Here is a 19,938-nt window from a genome sequence, read left to right as displayed (position 1 = left end):
CCAACGCATTCCGAAGGAGCCCACCATGAACCCGACACCCACCCGCGCTTCCACGCCGCGACGGCGCGCAGCGATGCTGCGCCGCATCGGCGCCCTCGCCGTCGCGGCCGCCGCCGTGTTCGGCTACCAGCGCATCGTCAACTCTGCCGAGCCGATGCGCACCGTGCCCGCGCCGACACTCGACGAAACACCCGGCGCATCGCACGACGAGACGGCCGTGCTTGCCGGCGGCTGTTTCTGGGGTGTGCAGGGCGTGTTCGAGCATGTGAAGGGCGTGAAGCAGGTCACGGCCGGTTATGCGGGCGGCGCGTCCGAAACCGCGCACTATGCACTCGTCGGGTCCGGGCTGACGGGGCACGCGGAATCGGTGCGCATCGTCTACGACCCGACGCAGATCACCTACGGCCGGCTGCTGCAGGTGTTCTTCTCGGTCGCGCACGATCCGACCGAACTCAACCGGCAAGGCCCAGACGAAGGGTCGCAATACCGGTCGGCAATCTTCCCGACCACCGCGCAGCAACGCGCGGTCGCGACCGCGTACGTCGCGCAGCTCGGCACCGCGCACGTGTTTCCGGCGCCGGTCGTCACGCGTATCGAGGACTACAAGGGGTTCTACCCGGCCGAGGCCTATCACCAGAACTACCTCGAACTGCATCCCGACGCGCCATACATCGCGTTCAACGACCTGCCGAAGGTCGCCGGGCTGAAACACTACTTCCCGGCGCTGTACCGCGCCGATCCGGTGCTGTGGCGCGATGCCCGCTCGTGACCGGCACGCGGCCGCAGCAGGGCGGCCTCGCATGCCGCGGGTGCCGCCCGCGCCCCGGATTGCGCCGCATCAAACAAACCGCGCCCGCCGTGCCGGTGCAAACCCGCATCGCGTCCGACATGCGGTGCAACTTCGCGTAGACTTCTCCCAAGCCACGCCGCTTGTTGCGGCGTCCGGACCTTCCGTCCAGCCAGGAGGCGTCACGCATGCGCGCAGTGCCTTTGTCTGACAGCAGCACCCTCGAAGAACCGTCCACCGGCGCGGTCGTGCGCGACCTGCGCCGCGTGCCCATCCATCCCGATCACTGGTATCCGCTCGCGTGGTCGCGCGAACTGAAGCGCGGCAAGACGCTCGGCGTGCGCTTCGCCGGCGATCCGATCGTCCTCGTGCGCACCGAATCCGGCGCCGTGTATGCGCTCGAAGATCGTTGCGCGCACCGCCAGGTGCCGCTGCATGCGGGCGTCGTGAGCGGCGAAACGCTGCGCTGCTGCTACCACGGCTGGACCTATGCGTGCGACAGCGGCCGTTGCGTCGACGTGCCCTACCTCGGCCGCGAGCGTTTGCCCAACGGCGTGCGGGCGTACCCGTGCCGCGAGGCGCACGGACTGATCTTCGTGTTCCCCGGCGACGCGACGCTCGCCGACGAACGCCCGTTCCCCGCGCTCGAATCGGCGGACGACCGCGCATTCAAGACGCGCCGCTTCGGCCGCGAGGTCAAGTGCCACTACTCGTTCATGCACGAGAACCTGATGGACATGAACCATCAGTTCCTGCATCGCAAGCAGATGGGGCAGATGCGGGCGCGCGCACTCGGCCGGCGCCGCGGCGACGACTGGGTCGAGGTCGATTACACGTTCGCGCGCATGGAAGGCAAGCAGCCGGTCGGCGAGGCGCTCGTGTTCGGCTCGAGCAAGAAGCCCGGCGACCAGGCCGACAAGAGCGTGATGACGGTTCGCACCGGCTACCCGTACCAGACGCTTCAGATCCGCTCGAGCGAAGGCACGCTCGTGATGGACCTGTGGATCGTCTACGTGCCGCTCGATGCGGAACAGCGTACCAACCGCACGTTCGGACTGCTGTCGATCCACAAGCCCGGCATCCCGTTCGCGCTCGATCTCGCGTGGCCGCTGCTCGTCTGGTTCACCGAGCGGATCTTCCGCGAGGATCGCTGGATCGTCGAGCGCGAGCAGGAAGCGCACGACCGGCAGGGCGCCGACTGGAACCACGAGGTGTTTCCGGTCATCAACGAACTGCGCGACCTGCTGCGCCAGTGCGGCGCGCGCACCGTGATCCCGATCCGGGACGCGCGTGACGGCACGTGATGCGCGCAGCGTGTCCGTTACAGGCTGAATGCGCCAGGCAGCAACGCGCGGGCCGTCGTGACCTCGACGGCCCCTTTCAGGTTGGCCAGGATCACTTCGATGTCGGGCTTGCCGATCTCGATGATCACCTGACGGCACGCGCCGCACGGCGCGATCGGGCCGTCGGTATCGCCGACGACCGCCAGCCGCGTGAAGTCCCCCGGACGATAGCCGGCCGCGATCGCCGCGAACATCGCCGTGCGTTCCGCGCAATTGCACAGTCCGTACGACGCGTTCTCGACGTTGCAGCCGTGAAAAACCGTTCCGTCGCGCGCCTGTAGCGCAGCGCCGACCTTGAAGCGCGAATACGGCGCATACGCGCGTTCGCGCGCCACCTTGGCCTGTTCGATCAGTTCGTCTCGTTCCATCTCGATGGTGCCTCCAGTCGTGTGCGGGGATGCATCGACACGACGCATCCCGGCCGGCACGATACTCCCCCGTCATGTAAGGCGAGCACCGACACCGGCACGTTCCGCCGCGCCGGCATCGGCGCACGGTCAGCCGATCTGCTCGTAAATGGTCGGGTGCGCCTCGCCCGTCTCGCCCAGCACGTAGCTTTGCCGCACCTCGGCCACCGCACGTGCGGCCGCCGCGTCGTCGCGGGCATGCACATAGCCGAGCGGCTGGCCGGCTTCGACACGCTGCCCGATCTCCGCGAGTGCCGTCAGGCCGACACGGTAGTCGATCGCATCCTCCGCGCGCGTGCGGCCGCCGCCGAGCGCGACGACCGCGAGCCCGAGCGCGCGGCAATCGACCCGCTTCACCACTCCGCTCGCGGGCGACGGAACCGGCACGATCACATCCGCCCGCGCAAGATGATGCGCGGGCGCTTCGATCAGGTCCACGGGGCCGCCGAGCGTCGCCACCATTCGCGCAAAGCGTTCCGCCGCCTCGCCCGAGTCGAGCGCCTGCTGCAACATCGTGCGCGCCTGCGCGACGTCGGGCGCCAGCCCGCCGGTGACGAGCAACTGCGCCGACAGCGCCATCGTGACGTCATGCAGGCGCGCCGGTCGCGACTTGCCCGTCAGGTAGTCGATCGCACACGCGACTTCGAGTGCATTGCCCGCGCACGGCGCGAGCGACTGGTTCATGTCGGTCAGGATCGCGGTCGTCTTCATGCCGGCGCCGTTTCCGACGTCGACGATGCTACGTGCCAGCTCGGCCGACTTCTCGGCGGTCGGCATGAACGCGCCGGAGCCGACCTTGACGTCCATCACGAGCCCGTCGAGCCCCGCCGCGAGCTTCTTCGACAGGATCGACGCGGTGATCATCGCGACCGACTCGACGGTCGCCGTCACATCGCGAATCGCATAGATGCGCTTGTCCGCCGGCGCGAGCCGCGCGGTCTGCCCGATGATCGCGACGCCGACGTCACGCACCGTACGACGAAACGTGTCCGTGTCCGGTGTCACGTCGTAGCCGGGGATCGCACTGAGCTTGTCGAGCGTGCCGCCGGTATGGCCGAGCCCGCGCCCCGAGATCATCGGCACATAGCCGCCGCATGCGGCCACCATCGGCCCGAGCATCAGCGACACGACATCGCCGACGCCCCCCGTCGAATGCTTGTCGATCACCGGTCCGCCGAGATCGAGCGCACGCCAGTCGAGCACGTCGCCCGAGTCGCGCTGCGCGATCGTCAGCGCGACGCGCTCATCGGTGCTCAGGTCGTTGAAGTACACCGCCATCGCGAACGCCGCCACCTGGCCCTCGGTCACGCTGCCGTCGGTCACGCCGCGCACGAACGCGGCAATCTCGTCGCGATCGAGCGGCTGCCGGTCGCGCTTGCGGCGAATGAACTCCTGCGGCAGAAACATCGTTGCGTCTCCTTGCTCGCTCAGTGCAGCGAAAAGAACAGGCCGGCAATCGCGGCACTCATCAGGTTCGACAACGTCGCGGCCGTCAGCGCACGCAAGCCATGCCGCGCGACTTCCGAGCGGCGCTCCGGCGCGACCGCGCTGAAGCCGCCCGCGAGAATGGCGATCGACGAGAAGTTCGCGAAGCCGCACAGCGCGAACGACACGATCGCGAGCGTCTTCGGGTCGAGCACCTGCAGGCCGGCCGCCGCGACGTGCGCGCCGCCCTTCAGATACGGCGACAGGTCGCCGTACGCGACGAACTCGTTGAAGATCAGCTTCTCGCCGATGAAGTTGCCGGCCAGCGCCGCGTCGTGCCACGGCACGCCGATGATCCACGCCAGCGGCGCGAACAGGTGGCCGATGATGCCCAGCAGCGTCACCTGCGGAAAGCCCGCGAACGCGGCCACGCCGCCGACGATGAGGTTCATCAGCGCGATGAGCCCCACGAACGCGATCAGCATCGCGCCGACATTGATCGCGATCCGCAGACCCACCGATGCGCCGGACGCCGCCGCCTCGATCACGTTGGCGGCCCGCTTGTCGTCGAAATCGAGCCCGTCGACCACGACACGGCTCGGCTCCACGGTCGGGAACAGCAGCTTGCCGAACAGCAGCCCGCCCGGCACCGCCATGAACGACGCAGCGAGCAGGTACTCCATCTTCACGCCGAGACCGGCGTAGCCGACCAGCACCGAGCCCGCGACCGACGCCATGCCGCTCGCCATCACCGTGAAGATCTCGGCGCCCGTCATGTGCCGCACGAACGGCTTCACGAGTGCGGGCATTTCGCTCTGCCCGAGAAAGATCGTCGCGACGGCCGAGCACGCCTCGATGCGGCTCACGCCGAGCACTTTCGCTAGCCCCGCGCCGAGGATCGCGACGATCCACTTCATCACGCCCACGTAATACAGCACCGCGATCAGCGCGGTGACGAAGATGATCATCGGCAGCACGCGCAGGCCGAACACGAACCCACCGTCGCCGAACAACTGGAACATCCGGGCGTCGACCAGCCCGCCGAACACGAACGCAATGCCGTGATTGCCCATGTCGAGCACGCGATTGACGCCGTTCGCGGCCGCCGCGAGCGCCGCGCGTCCCGACGGCACGAACAGCACCAGCGCGCCGATCGCGAACTGCGTGAGCAGCGCGGCGATCAGGGTCCGGCCGCTCACAGCGCGCCGGTTGTTCGACAGCAGATAGGCCACCAGCAGCAGGAACAGCATGCCCAGGAGACTGCGCAGAATATCCACCTCGTACTCCTTTCTCTCGATGTTTATTTGAATGATCGGCAGGCGGCCCGGCACGCCTGTATAACGCCGTCGGTGGATATTACTCGCCGTCATGCATGACGACAACGCAATCAAAATGGCATGCTCCGTGCGGTCTCGCTTGCGTCGTCTATTTGCTCAGTTCTTCTATGTACCTGGAAATCGGATGGACGTGACGATGCCCGATTCGTCCCATATATTGAGAGAATCGACGGAAGGCCGAGAAGAGGCAGGGCCGGCGCTGCACGTGACCGGCCGCGTAAACGTGCGCGGAGCGTGCCGTTCGAACAGACACACCCCGCGCAACGGACGCAGTACGCCGCTCAGCCCGCGCGTTCAACCGGATGCGGCTCGCGCAGTCGGTTCGCGATGCGCGCGGCCTCGTAGTAGCCGGCCGCGGGTGGCCGCTTCAGATAGCGGCCCGCGCCGCGCACGGCACGCAGCTCGCCGTCGGCCCATGCGAGCGCGCCGCGCGTGATGGTGTGGGTCGCGACGCCCTGCACCGTCATCCCTTCGAATACGTTGAAATCGACCTGCTGGTGATGGGTCTTCACCGAGATCGTCTTCGTCGCGGATGGGTCCCACACGACCAGATCGGCATCGGCGCCGACCTGCACCGCCCCCTTGCGCGGATACAGGTTGAAGATCTGCGCGGCGTTCGTCGACGTGATCCGCACGAATTCATTCGGCGTGATGCGGCCATGATTCACGCCGTGATGCCACAGCACCGACATGCGATCCTCGACGCCGCCGCAGCCGTTCGGGATCTTCGTGAAGTCCTCGCGGCCCATCGCCTTCTGCGACGCGCAGAACACGCAGTGATCGGTCGCCGTCGTATGCAGCTGCCCCGCCTGCAGCCCGCGCCACAGCGCCTCGCGATGCTCCGCCGAGCGGAACGGCGGGCTCATCACGTGCGCGGCCGCACGCGTCCAGTCCGGGTCGCGATACACCGACTCGTCGATCACCAGGTGTCCCGGCAGCACCTCGCCGAACACGCGCAGCCCTTCGCTGCGCGCGCGCGTGATCGCGTCAACCGCGTCCTTCGCCGACACGTGCACGATATACACGGGCACGCCGAGCACCTGCGCGATGCGGATCGCGCGGTTCGCAGCCTCGCCCTCCACCTCCGGCGGTCGCGACAGCGGATGCGCCTCGGGCCCCGTCATCCCGCGCGCGAGCAGCGCCTGCTGCAGCCGGAACACGAGTTCGCCGTTCTCCGCGTGCACCGTCGGCAGCGCGCCGAGTTCGAGCGAACGCGAGAAGCTGTTCACGAGGACCTCGTCATCGGCCATGATCGCGTTCTTGTACGCCATGAAGTGCTTGAAGCTCGACACGCCGTGCTCGCGTACGAGCGTGCCCATGTCGCGGTGCACCGATTCGTCCCACCACGTGACGGCCACGTGGAAGCCGTAGTCGGCCGCGGCCTTCTCGGCCCAGCCGCGCCACTCGTGGAACGCGTCCATCAGCGGCTGCTTCGGGCTCGGGATCACGAAGTCGATGATGCTGGTCGTGCCGCCCGACAACCCGGCGGCCGTGCCCGAATAGAAGTCGTCGCTCGCCGTCGTGCCCATGAACGGCAGTTCCATGTGCGTATGCGGATCGATGCCGCCCGGCATCACGTACTGGTCGTGCGCGTCGACCACCGTCGCGCCGGCCGGCGCGTCGATCGTCTCCGCGATCTGCAAGATCGTGCCACCGTCCTGCGGGTCGGCACACAGTACGTCCGCGCGATAGGTGCGGTCCGCATCGACCACGGTGCCGCCGCGAATCAGGATTGCCATTTGGTTGCCTCCTCGTTGACTGTCGGGTGCCGCATGCGTTCGCGCATCACGCGCTCGCGATCTGCGCGCGCTGTCCGGCACGCCACTTCATCCAGGTACCGTACACGCCGGACGCCAGCACGAGGCCGACGAACCACGCATACGTGTAGAGCGTGTTGAAGAACGCCGGCACGTTCGGGAACGACGCCGGGAACGCGGTGTGCAGGAAGCCGGGCAGGTTCGGCAGCACGCCGATCGCGAGCGCCGCCAGCGCGGCCGGGTTCCAGCCGCGCGCGTAGCTGAAGTCGCCGCGCTCGTCGAACAGCGCGCGCGTATCGAGCCGCGTGCCGCGAATCAGGAAGTAGTCGACCATCAGGATGCCCGCGACCGGCCCGAGCAGCGCCGAATAACCGACGAGCCAGGTGAAGATGTAGCCGTCCGTCGTCGCGAGGATCTTCCACGGCATCATCACGATCGCGAGCGTCGCGGTGATCATCCCACCCGTGCGGTACGAGATCGCCTTCGGCCACAGGCTCGAGAAATCGTAAGCAGGACCGACCAGGTTCGCCGCGAGGTTGCAGCACATCGTGTCGAGCGTGAGGATCACGAGCGCAATGCCGACGCCGATGCCCGTCATCCGGCTCGTCAGGTCGATCGGATCCCAGATCGCGTTGCCGTAGATCACGACGGTGGCCGACGTCACCACGACCGACACCACCGACAGCAGCGCCATCGGCAGCGGCAGCCCGATCGACTGCCCGATCACCTGGTCGCGCTGCGAATGCGCGAAGCGCGTGAAGTCGGGAATATTCAGCGCGAGCGTCGCCCAGAAGCCGACCATCGCGGTCAGGCCCGGCCAGAACGTCGCCCAGAAGAGTCCCGCCTTCTTGCCGCCCGCGACGAACTGCGACGGCGCAGACAGCATCGTGCCGAAGCCGCCCGCCTGCGACGTCGCCCACCACACGAGCGCGATGCACATCACGACCTTGATCGGCGCGGACCAGCTCTCGAGCCAGCGGATCGAATCGGTGCCGTGCCAGATGAAGTACAGCTGCAGCGCCCAGAACACGAGGAAGCACGCAAGCTGCCCGAACGAGATGCCGACGAGCGGCAGCGCGGCGCCGTGCAATGCGTTGCCGGTCAGGATGTTCAGCAGCGTATAGATCGCGCTGCCGCCAAGCCAGGTCTGGATGCCGTACCAGCCGCACGCGACGATCGCGCGCAGCAGCGCGGGCAGCTTCGCGCCCTGCGTGCCGAACGACGCGCGCACGAGCACCGCATACGGAATCCCGTGCTTCGCGCCCGCATGGCCGATCAGCAGCATCGGCACGAGCACGATCAGGTTGCCGAACAACACGGTCAGCACGGCCTGCCACGGCGACATGCCTTCCTGGATCAGTCCGGCCGCAAGCATGTACGACGCGATGTTCATCACCATCCCGACCCACAGCGCCGCGAAGTGATACCAGCGCCACGTGCGCTGTGACGCCGTCGTCGGCGCGAGGTCGTCGTTGTACAGGCTGCCGGCCGGCGCCGCGGCGCTGTCGGGATCGGCGGGAATCGCTGCTGGTTTCATCGGACGCGCTCCACGTAAACGTCAGCGCCGGCATCGTGCGATGCCGGCAGAACAGGACACAAGCAGCAGTGCGGACGATGCCGCGCCGCCGGCCGCCGGTCAGGCCGCCTTCGCATGCTTCGCGGGTTCCGCCGGGCTCGCACCCGCGTCGGCACGCGCCGGGTTGTTCGGATGCGTGGTCCAGTTCGCGTAGTCGCCCGCGTCGACCCGCTCCATCGTGATGCATTGCTCGACCGGACACACATGCATGCAAAGATTGCACCCGACGCACTCCGCGTCCACCACCTCGAAGTGCCGCACGCCGTCCTTCTCGGCCGTGATCGCCTGGTGCGACGTGTCCTCGCACGCGATATGGCACAGCCCGCACTGGATGCAGCGGTCCTGGTCGATACGCGCCTTGATGTCGTACTTCAGGTTCAGATATTTCCAGTCGGTCACGTTCGGCACCGCGCGGCCGCGCACGTCGTCGAGGGTCGCATAGCCCTTCTCGTCCATCCAGTTCGACAGCCCGTCGGCGAGGTCCGACACGATCCGGAATCCGTAATGCATCGCGGCGGTGCACACCTGCACGCTGCCGGCGCCCAGCACCATGAACTCGGCCGCGTCGCGCCACGACGAAATCCCGCCGATGCCGGAGATCGGCAGGTTCGGCGTTTCCGGGTCGCGCGCGATCTCCGCGACCATGTTCAGCGCGATCGGCTTGACCGCCGGGCCGCAGTAGCCGCCGTGCGTGCCCTTGCCGTCGACGGTGGGCATCGGCGCCATCTGGTCGAGGTCCACCGCGACGATCGAGTTGATCGTGTTGATCAGCGACACGCCGTCCGCGCCGCCCTTGTAGGCGGCACGCGAGCCCATCCGGATGTCGCTGATGTTCGGCGTGAGCTTCACGAGGCAGGGCAACTTCGTGCCTTCCTTGACCCAGCGCGTGACCATCTCGACGTATTCCGGCACCTGTCCGACCGCCGCACCCATCCCGCGCTCGCTCATCCCGTGCGGACAGCCGAAGTTCAGCTCGACCGCATCGGCGCCCGTATCCTCGACCAGCGGCAGGATCCATTTCCAGTCGCGCTCGTTGCACGGCACCATCAGCGAGACGATCAGCGCGCGATCGGGCCAGTCGCGCTTCACCTGCGCGATCTCTTTCAGGTTCACGTCGAGCGGCCGGTCGGTGATCAGCTCGATGTTGTTCAGCCCGGCGATCCGCTGGCCGTTCCACTGCACCGCGCCGTAGCGCGAGCTGACGTTGACGACGTGCGGATCGAGCCCGAGCGTCTTCCAGACGACGCCGCCCCAGCCCGCCTCGAACGCGCGATTGACGTTGTACGCCTTGTCGGTCGGCGGCGCGGAGGCCAGCCAGAACGGATTCGGCGAAGTGATGCCTGCGATGGTGCAGCGAAGGTCGGCCATGTTCGGCTCCGTAAGAATGGGGCGTCTATCGTGATTCGCGTGGCGCGCGCAATGCACGCGATGCGCGGGATGCCGTTGCGTATGCCGCGCTCACGCGGCCTTGGCGGCACGCCGCGCGAGCGCCGCGTCGATCGCCGCCGCCGCGCGCTTGCCGTCCTGCACGGCCTGCACCGTGAGGTCGATGCCGTCCGTCGCCGCGCAATCGCCGCCGGCCCACACGTCGGGCAACGCCGTGCGTCCGTCCGCGTCGACCGCGATGCGCGTGCCGTCCGCCGTCAGCAGCGCGGCCGCGACACCGTCCGGCACCAGCGTCTGGCCGATCGCCTTCAGCACCATGTCCGCGTCGACGGTGAAACGCTCGCCCGACGCGGCCTCGAATTCGACACCCGTCACATGCCCATCCGCGCCCGTGATACGCACCGGCTTCGCGTGCGTGACGAGCGTGACGCCGCTCTTTTGCGCGAACTCGCGTTCGGCCCAGGTCGCGCTCATTGCGTCCACGCCGCGCCGGTACACCATCGTCACGCGCTCCGAGCCGAGCTTGCGGCTCTGCACGGACGCGTCGATCGCCGTATTGCCGCCGCCGATCACGACCACGCGCCGCCCGACCGGCACGTTCTCCAGCGCGTCGGCCTGCCGCACCTGCTCGATGAAGTCGACCGCGTCCATGACGCCGCTCAATTCCTCGCCGTCGATCGCGAGCGTGCGCACGCCGCCCAGGCCCATCGCGAGAAACACCGCGTCATGCCGCTCGCGCAATGCGTCGAGCGTCACGTCGCGGCCGAGCGCGACACCCGTCTGCAGCGCGATGCCACCGACCGACAGCAACCAATCGACCTCGCGTTGCGCGAAATCGTCGACCGTCTTGTACGCGGCGATCCCGTATTCGTTCAAGCCGCCCGCCTTCGGCCGCGCGTCGAACAGCGTGACGCGATGCCCGGCGAGCGCGAGCCGGTGCGCGCAAGCGAGCCCGGCCGGCCCCGCGCCGACCACCGAGACATGCCGCCCCGTATCGGGCGCACGCGTAAAGCGCACCGCGCCGCTCGCCATCGCCCAGTCGGTCGCGTGCCGCTGCAGCGCGCCGATCGCGACCGGCTGCGCATCCTGGTGATTGCGCACGCACGCGCCTTCGCACAGGATCTCGGTCGGGCAAACGCGTGCGCACATCCCGCCGAGCGGATTCGCGGACAGGATGTCGGTCGCGGCACCCTTCAGGTTGCCGTTACCGATCTTGCGAATGAAGCTCGGGATGTCGATCTGCGTCGGGCAGGCCTGCACGCACGGCGCGTCGTAGCAGTAGTGGCAGCGGCTGGCGGCGGCCGCGGCGGCAGTCGGATCGAGCAGCGGCGCGATATCTGCGAATTCGCACGAGAGTTGCGTGGACGACAGGCGATGCGCGGCGATATCGCCGGTTGGCTTGGTGGTCATACGCGTTCCTTCGACTGGGTGGAGACAAAGCCGTCCCCGCCGGCTGCGAATGCACAGTCGGGGCGGTCCTGCTTGGGAATGCCACGGTCAGGCGATGAGCGGCCTGCCGGCTGCGCTAGATCCGGTCCGTCATGAAGTCGGCTCGCATGCGCGCGACAGCATCGCGTGCAGCAGCACGTTCGCGCCGGCCTCGATCCATGCGGGCGTCGCGTCCTCGATCTCGTTGTGACTGATGCCGTCGACGCAGGGTACGAACACCATCGACGTCGGCGCAACCTGCGCCAGATAGCACGCGTCATGCCCCGCACCCGACACGATGTCGCGATGTGAGTAGCCGAAGCGATCGGCCGCGCCGCGCACGGCCGCTACGCAGGCCGGATCGAACGCGACGGGCTTGTAGTAGAAAATCTGCTCGAGCGCGGATTCGAGCCCGATCTCGCCCCCGATGCGCGCCACACCTTCGCGCAATGCAGCATCCATCTTCGCGAGCACCGCGTCGTCCGGATGACGGAAATCGACGGTGAAGAACACGCGGCCGGGAATCACGTTGCGCGAGTTCGGGTGAACCTGCATCATGCCGACCGTCGCGCAGCCGAACGGCGCGTGATCGAGGCCGATCCGGTTCACGAGGTCGACCACACGCGATGCGCCGAGCAGTGCGTCGCGGCGGCGCGGCATCGGCGTCGGCCCCGCGTGCGCTTCCTGGCCGGTGAACGTGATCTCGTACCAGCGCTGCCCCTGCGCGTCCGTCACGACGCCGATCGTCTTGCACTCGGCCTCGAGAATCGGCCCCTGCTCGATATGCAGCTCGAACGCCGCATGCAGCTTGCGGCCGCCGCAGGGTACGTCGCCCGCGTAGCCGATGCGCGCGAGTTCCTCGCCGATCGTCTTGCCGTCGACATCCTTGCGCGACAGCCCGTACTCGAGCGGGAACACACCCGCGAACACGCCCGACGCGACCATCGCCGGCGCAAAACGCGAACCTTCCTCGTTGGTCCAGATCACGACCTCGACCGGATGCTCGGTCTCGATGCCGTGATCGTTCAGACTGCGAATCACCTCGAGGCCGCCGAGCACGCCGTAGATGCCGTCGAAGCGGCCGCCCGTCGGCTGCGAATCCGCATGCGAGCCGGTAACGACCGGCGCCGCGTCGGCCACGCGGCCCGCGCGACGCATGAACACATTGCCCATCGTATCGACCGTCACCGTGCAGCCGGCGGCTTTCGCCCAGCCGACGATCAGGTCGCGTCCGGCCTTGTCGAGATCGGTCAGCGCGAGGCGGCACACGCCGCCCTTCGGCGTCGCGCCGATCTTCGCGACTTCCATCAGGCTGTCCCACAACCGCTTGCCGTCGACCTTGATCGACGTGTCGAATGCTGCCCGCTTCACTGTTTCCGATACCGCGTTCATTCGTATCGCTCCTGTGGGGTCGGTCATGTTGTCATTCCGGTTGCCGCCGGTGCACGCATTGCCGCTGTCGGGGCAAGCCCGCACCGGCAAGGTGCAGATGCGCATCGTTCGTGTGATTCGTCCGACCGATCGGCGGATTGCCGGCACTGCATTCCGTCGATCATCAAATCCTGTCCGATTGGACAGGTTTTAGACGATCAAAATGCCCAGCGCAATGTCTTTCTTGCGTGAATCGAGCGAGCGAGAAACGTGCCACCGCATTGCAGCATCACGCGCGCCGATGTGGGCGGGCACGTGCGTTCGATGCGAACCAGCGGCTAGAATGAAGCGCAACGCGGCATGCAAGCCGCGCGAGGGTAACGATGAAACATGACGAAGCGGCCGCCGAAGCCACCGGCGACGACGAAACGAACACGCCCTTGCGGCGACGCAAGGCGCATATCCGCGAGTCCAACGAAGCGCATCTGCTGGCCTGTGCGGAAGCCGTGTTCGCGGAGCGCGGGCTCGACGGCGCGAGCACGGCGATGATCGCCGAACGTGCGGGCCTGCCGAAGGCGAACCTGCATTACTACTTCCCGACGAAGCTTGCGCTGTACCGTCGCGTGCTCGACGACCTGTTCGAGGACTGGCATCGCGCGGCAGGTTCGTTCGAGGCCGGCGACGATCCGGTGGAAGCGATCGGCGGCTACGTGCGCGCGAAGATGGATCTGTCGCGACGGCGCCCGCTCGGCTCGAAAGTGTGGGCCAACGAGATCATCCACGGTGCCGCGCACATGCAGGACATCCTGTCGGAACGCGTGAAGCCCTGGTTCGACACGCGCGTGAAGGTGATCGAGGGCTGGATCGCGCGCGGGCTGCTCGCGCCGATCGATGCACACGCGTTGATGTACCTGATCTGGGCGACGACGCAGCACTATGCGGATTTCGACGCGCAGATCCGGGCGCTGAGCGGCAAGCGTGCGTTCACGCAGAAGGCGTTCGCCGAGAAGACCGAGCAGGTCGTGCAGCTCGTGATTCGTGCGTGCGGGGCGGTGTCGCCGGAGGCGAACGCGTAACGCGATCGCGCGCGCGCCGGAAAGCGAAACGGGCGACGGGCACGATGCCCGCCGCCCGCGTCGCGAGACGGCATGGGTGCCGTCTCGCGCGTGATGCATCAATGCGTTCGCGTTACGCGACCCGCTCGATCGCGATCGCCGTCGCCTCGCCGCCGCCGATGCACAGCGACGCGACGCCGCGCTTCAGGCCGTACGTTTCGAGCGCGGCCAGCAGCGTCACCATCACGCGTGCGCCCGATGCGCCGATCGGATGGCCAAGCGCACACGCGCCGCCATGCACGTTGACCTTGTCGTGCGGCAGGTCGAGATCGCGCATCGCGGCCATCGCGACCACCGCGAAGGCTTCGTTGATCTCGAACAGGTCGACATCGCGCAGGTTCCAGCCGGTCTTCTCCGACAGCTTGCGGATCGCGCCGATCGGTGCCGTCGCGAACAGGCCCGGCTTGTTCGCGTAGGTCGAATGCCCGACGATCACTGCCTTCGGCGCGAGGCCGAGCCGATCCGCTTCCGAGCGACGCATCATCACGAGCGCGGCCGCGCCGTCAGAAATCGACGACGAATTGGCCGCCGTCACCGTGCCGCCTTCGCGGAATGCCGGCTTGAGCGTCGGAATCTTGTCGAGCTTCGCTTTGCCCGGTTGCTCGTCGATCGACACGACGGCTTCCGTCTTGCCGGCCTTCACGGTCACCGGCGCGATCTCCGACACGAAGCGTCCTTCTGCAATCGCACGCTGCGCGCGCGTCAGCGATGCGATCGCGAACGCATCCTGCTCCTCGCGCGTGAACTGATATGCCTGCGCGCAATCCTCCGCGAACGTGCCCATCAGCCGGCCCTTGTCGTACGCGTCCTCGAGCCCGTCGAGGAACATGTGATCGAGCACCTGGCCATGCCCCATGCGCATCCCCGCGCGCGCCTTCGGCAGCAGGTACGGCGCATTCGTCATGCTCTCCATCCCGCCCGCGACGGCCACGTCCGCCGATCCGGCCAGCAGCAGGTCGTGCACGAACATCGCGGCCTTCATCCCGGAGCCGCACATCTTGTTGACCGTGGTCGCGCCCGCCGCCAGCGGCAAGCCCGCCTTCAGCGCGGCCTGCCGCGCCGGTGCCTGACCCTGGCCGGCCGGCAGCACGCAGCCGAACACGATTTCATCGATGCGCTCGGCGGGCACGTTCGCGCGTTCGAGCGCCGCACGAATCGCCGCCGCGCCAAGCTCGCTCGCGCTGGCCGCGGCCAGGTCGCCCTGAAAACCACCCATCGGCGTGCGCGCCGCGCCAACGATTACGATCGGATCCTGTGTCGTCATGATTGCATTCCTCCAGTGTCAGCGCGGTGCCATGCGCAGCGCGCCATCGAGACGGATGACTTCGCCGTTCAGCATCGTATTCTCGGCGACGTGGCGCACCAGCGCCGCAAATTCTTCCGGGCGGCCGAGCCGCGGCGGGAACGGCACGCTCTTGCCGAGCGCGTCCTGCACGTCCTGCGGCATGCCGGCCATCATCGGCGTCGCGAAGATGCCCGGCGCGATCGTCACCACGCGAATGCCGAACCGCGCGAGTTCGCGCGCGATCGGCAGCGTCATGCCCACCACGCCGCTCTTCGATGCCGCATACGCGGCCTGCCCGATCTGTCCGTCGAACGCCGCGACCGACGCGGTGTTGACGATCACGCCGCGTTCGCCTTCCGCGTCGGCGTCCTGCTTCGACATCGCTTCCGCAGCCAGCCGGATCATGTTGAACGTACCGACCAGGTTGATCGACACCGCACGCGCGAAACGGTCGAGCGAATGCGGGCCTTCGCGGCCGACGACCTTCTCGCCCGGCGCGACGCCCGCGCAGTTCACGAGCGCATCGATGCGGCCGAACGCGTCGCGCGCGGCAGCAACGGCGGCCTGCCCGTCGGCTTCTCTCGTCACGTCGGTCTTCACGAAGCGTGCGGACGTACCCAGTTCGTGCGCGAGGCTCGCACCGGCGTCTTCATTGACGTCCAGCAGTACGGCCTTGCCGCCTTCGGCGACCACCATGCGCGCCACCGCTGCGCCGAGGCCCGAACCGGCACCCGTAATCAGAAAAACGCGATCCTTGATGTTCATTCGCAGTCCATAGTCAATATTCAGGATTGAGCGGTCTTCTCGGCTTCCAGCTTGCGCAGCATGAAGCGCTGAATCTTGCCGCTCGGGGTTTTCGGCAGCGCGTCGACGAAGTCGATCGCGCGAGGATAGGCGTGTGCCGACAGCCGCCGCTTCACGTGCTGGCTCAGTTCTTCGGCCAGCGCCGGTGTGCCGTCGAAGTCTTTCGACAGCACGACGAACGCCTTGACGATCTCGGTGCGCTCCGGGTCCGGCACGCCGATCACCGCGGCCTCGCTGACGGCCGGATGCTCGATCAGCGCGCTTTCCACGTCGAACGGACCGATCCGGTAACCGGACGATGTGATCACGTCGTCCGCGCGGCCGATGAAGCTCACGGTGCCGTCCGGCTCGAGTTCGACGTTGTCGCCGGTGCGGTAATAGCCGCCCGCGATCGCCGGCGTGTCTTGCTTCCAGTAACCATCGAACCACAGCAGCGGCGAGCGCGCGATGTCGATCGCGAGGATGCCGGGCTCGCCGGGGCCGAGTTCGCGGCCGGCTTCGTCGAGCACCGCGACGCGATAGCCGGGCATCGCGAAACCCGCCGACCCGGCATGGACGACGTGCTCGAGCCCGTGATGATTGTTCACGACCATCCCGAGTTCGGTCTGGCCGTAGTGGTCGTAGATCGGCGCGCCGAGCGCCGCGTGGAACCAGCGCACGACTTCCGGATTCAGCGGTTCTCCCGCGCTGCTGACAACCCGCAGTTGCCCTTTCAGGCGCGCGGCCGCTTCGGTGCCGGCCGCCATCAGCATCCGGAACGCGGTCGGCGAACCAGCGAGGCTCGTGATACCGAGCCGTTCGATCACGTCGTAGGTACTGTCGACCGTGAAAGCGCCCTCGTACAACGTCGTTGCATGGCCGAGCAGCAGCGGGCCCGTGATCGCGTAATAGAGGCCGTATGCCCAGCCCGGATCGGCGATGTTCCAGAAGCGGTCACTGGCGCGCAGGTCCACCGCGTCGCGCATGTACGCGCCGAACGCGAGCAGCGCGCGCAGCGGCACCGGCACGCCCTTCGGCAAACCCGTCGTGCCCGACGTCGACATCATCATGAACAGGTCGGTGCCCTTGCGCGGGACCGGTTCAAATACGTCGCACTGCGCGTCGAGTGCCGCGCGGAAATCGATGTCGCGCGCCGGCAGCGTGTCGCCCGACTCGCGCACCGTCGCGACCCGCGGGCAATCGACGATCTCGTCGAGCTTCGCGCGATTCGCGATGTTGGTGACGACCAGCCGCGCATCGCTCATGCGCAACCGGTGCTCGATCGCCTTCGGCCCAAACGCGGTGAAGAGCGGCTGATAGACGGCGCCCGCGCGCCACGTGCCGAGGATCGTCGCGACGAGTTCGGGCGTGCGCGGCAACAGGCCGGCAACCACGTCACCCGGCTTCACGCCCTGCTCGACCAGCAGGTTTGCGACCCGCGCCGACAGCGCCTGCATCTGCGCGAACGTGAAGCTGCAGTGCCGGCCGCCGACGTCGATCCAGTCGAGTGCGATCGCATTCGCGTCCGCCGCCGCATGCCGGTCGCAGCATTCGACGCAGGCGTTCAGGCCCTGCTCCAGGTCGCCGTGCAGATATGCGGCGGCGGTCTCGATACGGAAGCCGGCCACGGCGTCGGCGTAAGCCGGCACCACCCGGGTGGTTGCTCCATCACGCATGCGTGTCTCCTGTTCGTTATGTCCGCCGGCGAACCGGGGGTATATCGATGATGGTAGACAGCCGTCACATTGCAATCAATGACAAACAGAATCTAGAATCGTGATCGCTTTTGCCATGTCTGGAGGACATGAAAAAATGGGGCCGCAGATGATCTCGCCGGATTTCGTCGAGGACGCGCTCGAGAGCCTGCGCCGGCAGCGGATTCCGACCGAACCCGTGCTGCGCGTTGCCGGCCTGCCGGCCACCGTGCGCGAGCCCGTCACGCCACAACAGTACGGTCGCCTGTGGCTGGCAATCGCCAACGCGATCGACGACGAATTCTTCGGGCTCGCGGCCCGCCCGATGCGGCGCGGCAGCTTCACGCTGCTGTGCCACGCCGTGCTGCACGCGGGCACGCTCGAGAAGGCGCTGCGGCGTGCGCTGCAGTTCCTGCGCGTGGTGCTCGACGAACCGCGCGGCGAGCTCGCGGTCGCCGACGGCCAGGCGCAGATCGTCCTCACGCAGGCGGGCGCACCGTATTCGGCGTTCGCGTACCGGACGTTCTGGCTGATCCTGCTCGGCGTCGCCTGCTGGCTGATCGGCCGACGCATTCCGCTGCAGCGCATCGATTTCGCGTGCCCGAGCCCCGACCAGCGCAGCGACTACCACCAGTTCTTCGGCGTGCCCGTGCATTTTGACCGCCCGGACAGCCGACTCGCGTTCAACGCCGCGTACCTCGCGCTGCCGACGATCCGCTCCGCGCAGGCGCTGAAACCCTTCCTGCGCGGCGCGCCCGGCAACCTGCTCGTGCGCTATCGGCACGACACCGGCTGGGTGGCGAAGACGCGTGCGCATCTCAAGGCGCAACCGGCCGCCGAGTGGCCGGACTTCGACACGCTGGCCGTGCGCCTCGGCACGACGCCCGCGACGCTGCGGAGACGGTTGCGCAGCGAGGGGCAGAGCTTCGCGTCGATCAAGGACGAACTGCGCGGAGCGCTGGCCCAGTCGCTGCTGCGCGGGCACACGCTCAGCGTCGCGGAAATCGCGGCGGAACTCGGTTTTACGGAGCCCAGCGCGTTTCATCGCGCGTTCCGGAAATGGACCGGGACGAGCCCGGGAGCATTTCGGCGGGATGTCAACGCGGCGCAGGCGGAGCATTGAATTGCGGCGCGGGCGCGCGTCACACTCGGTGCGAGCGCGCAAAAGGGTAACGCTGACGTGCATGACCACTGTGAATTTCAGCAGTCGATCGATCCTTCTATTGCCTCCGCTGAGATCTCGAGAAACAGGCACGCGACGAAAGTCAGAAAGCAGGTGAGTGCGATCGCCGCCGTGCACCATGCGAACGGTCCGGCACCCGCAACCAACTGGCCGGCGGCCGCGATCGCCGTGACGACCGACCAGATGAGCCACGTGAACAGGTGCGGCCGAACGCCGCGCCGGTAGATTGCGCGCGCGTGCGGAATGGCTGCCAGCAAGGACACGGCAGATCCCACGACACCCAGCACTGAAGCGGCACCCTGATCGACAGTCACCATCAATGCGGCCTTGTTCGCATGGGCCGGTCAGTATGTGGTCAGGCAGCGCAACGCGCAACTTGGAGCCGGCATGCGGCGTGGTCGATGCTGCGTCGTGTCGTTGGCGCAGCCGGAGGCGATTGAGCGCCAATAAACTGCAGAGTGATCACGTGCTCGCAGCCGAATCGATTGCGTGGCCGTCGAATGCGCAGGAATCGCCTCTTGAAGCAAAAGAGAACGGTTCTGCCAGAACTTCCTTTGAAGGCCAACAGCCTGAGCAACCGCACGGGCTACGTCGCCGAAGCCGGAGGGATGGTGATCGGGTTCTGAATCCGGCCGTCGGCGGATTCGGATCTCCCGACGCCCGGTTGGCTATTCGTCCATCCGGAGCATGTGGGGCACGGCGTTGCCCGCGCGCTACGGAAGGAGATCCGGACGGAAGCGGCAAGGAAAGGGACCGAAGCTTTGTGCTCGAGGCGGATCACAATGCCGTGCCGTTCTATCTGATGCTCGGGGCCGAAAAAGTCGGTGAAAAAAGAGTCCTGCGTGCTGCCGGGCAGAACCTTTCCGATCCTGTGGATCGTAATCCGATCGATCGGCAATCCGGACACCTCCCTGCACTCGCGCTTTCGCAGCCGAAATGCAAAAACCCCCGCCTTTTGGGCGGGGGTTTTTGGCTTAGGGAGCCTGACGATTACCTACTTTCACACGGGAATCCGCACTATCATCGGCGTAGAGTCGTTTCACGGTCCTGTTCGGGATGGG

Annotated in this window: 16 protein-coding genes and 1 pseudogene; 5 read left to right on the top strand and 12 right to left on the bottom strand. The window is 67.3% G+C overall.

Annotated elements, in window-relative coordinates; genetic code table 11:
* Positions 1–25: 25 nt before the first annotated feature.
* Positions 26–769, top strand: coding sequence for a peptide-methionine (S)-S-oxide reductase MsrA (msrA, locus tag LGM71_RS25235; protein ID WP_151052162.1), 744 nt, complete (start codon positions 26–28; stop codon positions 767–769).
* Between the two features lie 206 nt (positions 770–975).
* Positions 976–2,091 carry an aromatic ring-hydroxylating oxygenase subunit alpha gene (locus tag LGM71_RS25230; protein ID WP_124627313.1) on the top strand — a complete coding sequence of 372 codons (1,116 nt, stop codon included), beginning with the start codon at positions 976–978 and terminating at the stop codon, positions 2,089–2,091.
* A gap of 17 nt (positions 2,092–2,108) precedes the next feature.
* Here LGM71_RS25230 and LGM71_RS25225 read toward each other — a convergent pair whose 3' ends face one another.
* From LGM71_RS25225 to LGM71_RS25190, 8 genes are all read right to left on the bottom strand, one after another.
* Positions 2,109–2,498 (bottom strand): cytidine deaminase, encoded by a 390-nt coding sequence (locus LGM71_RS25225; RefSeq protein WP_151052166.1) that lies wholly within the window; start codon positions 2,496–2,498, stop codon positions 2,109–2,111.
* A 129-nt stretch (positions 2,499–2,627) separates the two neighbouring features.
* The gene (gene deoA, locus LGM71_RS25220) at positions 2,628–3,944 is read right to left on the bottom strand and encodes a thymidine phosphorylase (RefSeq protein ID WP_226117099.1); all 1,317 of its coding nucleotides are present in this window, start codon (positions 3,942–3,944) and stop codon (positions 2,628–2,630) included.
* Positions 3,945–3,964: 20 nt separating this feature from the next.
* Positions 3,965–5,239, bottom strand: a complete 1,275-nt coding sequence (locus tag LGM71_RS25215) for a NupC/NupG family nucleoside CNT transporter (RefSeq protein WP_124627320.1) — start codon at positions 5,237–5,239, stop codon at positions 3,965–3,967.
* A gap of 341 nt (positions 5,240–5,580) precedes the next feature.
* Positions 5,581–7,038: a dihydropyrimidinase gene (gene hydA, locus LGM71_RS25210; protein ID WP_226117097.1), complete on the bottom strand. Its 1,458-nt coding sequence runs from the start codon at positions 7,036–7,038 to the stop codon at positions 5,581–5,583.
* 46 nt (positions 7,039–7,084) lie between these two features.
* Entirely contained in the window at positions 7,085–8,593 is a 1,509-nt protein-coding gene (locus LGM71_RS25205; RefSeq protein ID WP_226117095.1) for an NCS1 family nucleobase:cation symporter-1, read from the bottom strand.
* A gap of 99 nt (positions 8,594–8,692) precedes the next feature.
* Positions 8,693–10,000, bottom strand: coding sequence for an NAD-dependent dihydropyrimidine dehydrogenase subunit PreA (gene preA / locus LGM71_RS25200; RefSeq protein WP_059606025.1), 1,308 nt, complete (start codon positions 9,998–10,000; stop codon positions 8,693–8,695).
* A 90-nt stretch (positions 10,001–10,090) separates the two neighbouring features.
* Positions 10,091–11,428 (bottom strand): NAD(P)-dependent oxidoreductase, encoded by a 1,338-nt coding sequence (locus LGM71_RS25195; protein ID WP_226117093.1) that lies wholly within the window; start codon positions 11,426–11,428, stop codon positions 10,091–10,093.
* Positions 11,429–11,557: 129 nt separating this feature from the next.
* Positions 11,558–12,838, bottom strand: coding sequence for a Zn-dependent hydrolase (locus tag LGM71_RS25190; RefSeq protein WP_226117091.1), 1,281 nt, complete (start codon positions 12,836–12,838; stop codon positions 11,558–11,560).
* Positions 12,839–13,200: 362 nt separating this feature from the next.
* Between LGM71_RS25190 and LGM71_RS25185 the strand changes: the two genes are divergently transcribed.
* Complete coding sequence (locus LGM71_RS25185; protein WP_151051227.1) at positions 13,201–13,893, top strand: TetR/AcrR family transcriptional regulator; 693 nt, start codon at positions 13,201–13,203, stop codon at positions 13,891–13,893.
* 112 nt (positions 13,894–14,005) lie between these two features.
* On the opposite strand, the gene LGM71_RS25180 is transcribed toward LGM71_RS25185, so the two are convergent.
* From LGM71_RS25180 to LGM71_RS25170, 3 genes are read right to left on the bottom strand one after another with little or no spacing between them, the layout of a single operon-like run.
* Complete coding sequence (locus tag LGM71_RS25180; RefSeq protein WP_124902487.1) at positions 14,006–15,196, bottom strand: acetyl-CoA C-acetyltransferase; 1,191 nt, start codon at positions 15,194–15,196, stop codon at positions 14,006–14,008.
* 18 nt (positions 15,197–15,214) lie between these two features.
* Positions 15,215–15,982, bottom strand: a complete 768-nt coding sequence (locus LGM71_RS25175; protein ID WP_226117089.1) for a 3-hydroxyacyl-CoA dehydrogenase — start codon at positions 15,980–15,982, stop codon at positions 15,215–15,217.
* 20 nt (positions 15,983–16,002) lie between these two features.
* Positions 16,003–17,676 (bottom strand): acyl-CoA synthetase, encoded by a 1,674-nt coding sequence (locus LGM71_RS25170; RefSeq protein WP_226117087.1) that lies wholly within the window; start codon positions 17,674–17,676, stop codon positions 16,003–16,005.
* A gap of 136 nt (positions 17,677–17,812) precedes the next feature.
* Here LGM71_RS25170 and LGM71_RS25165 point away from each other — a divergent pair, with 136 nt between their 5' ends.
* On the top strand, positions 17,813–18,817 hold the full coding sequence (locus LGM71_RS25165) for an AraC family transcriptional regulator (RefSeq protein ID WP_226117085.1): 1,005 nt from the start codon (positions 17,813–17,815) through the stop codon (positions 18,815–18,817).
* 122 nt (positions 18,818–18,939) lie between these two features.
* Here LGM71_RS25165 and LGM71_RS25160 read toward each other — a convergent pair.
* Positions 18,940–19,194, bottom strand: a pseudogene (locus LGM71_RS25160) (hypothetical protein); the annotation flags it as partial.
* A 507-nt stretch (positions 19,195–19,701) separates the two neighbouring features.
* Here LGM71_RS25160 and LGM71_RS33340 point away from each other — a divergent pair.
* Positions 19,702–19,938 (top strand): hypothetical protein (locus LGM71_RS33340; RefSeq protein WP_319000401.1); only part of this gene is annotated, 237 nt, incomplete at its 3' end.

Source organism: Burkholderia sp. AU33545 (assembly GCF_020419685.1).
GTDB lineage: Bacteria > Pseudomonadota > Gammaproteobacteria > Burkholderiales > Burkholderiaceae > Burkholderia > Burkholderia diffusa.
The sequence above is the reverse complement of the archived record's forward strand: the minus strand, read 5'-3'. Positions and strand labels throughout refer to the sequence as shown.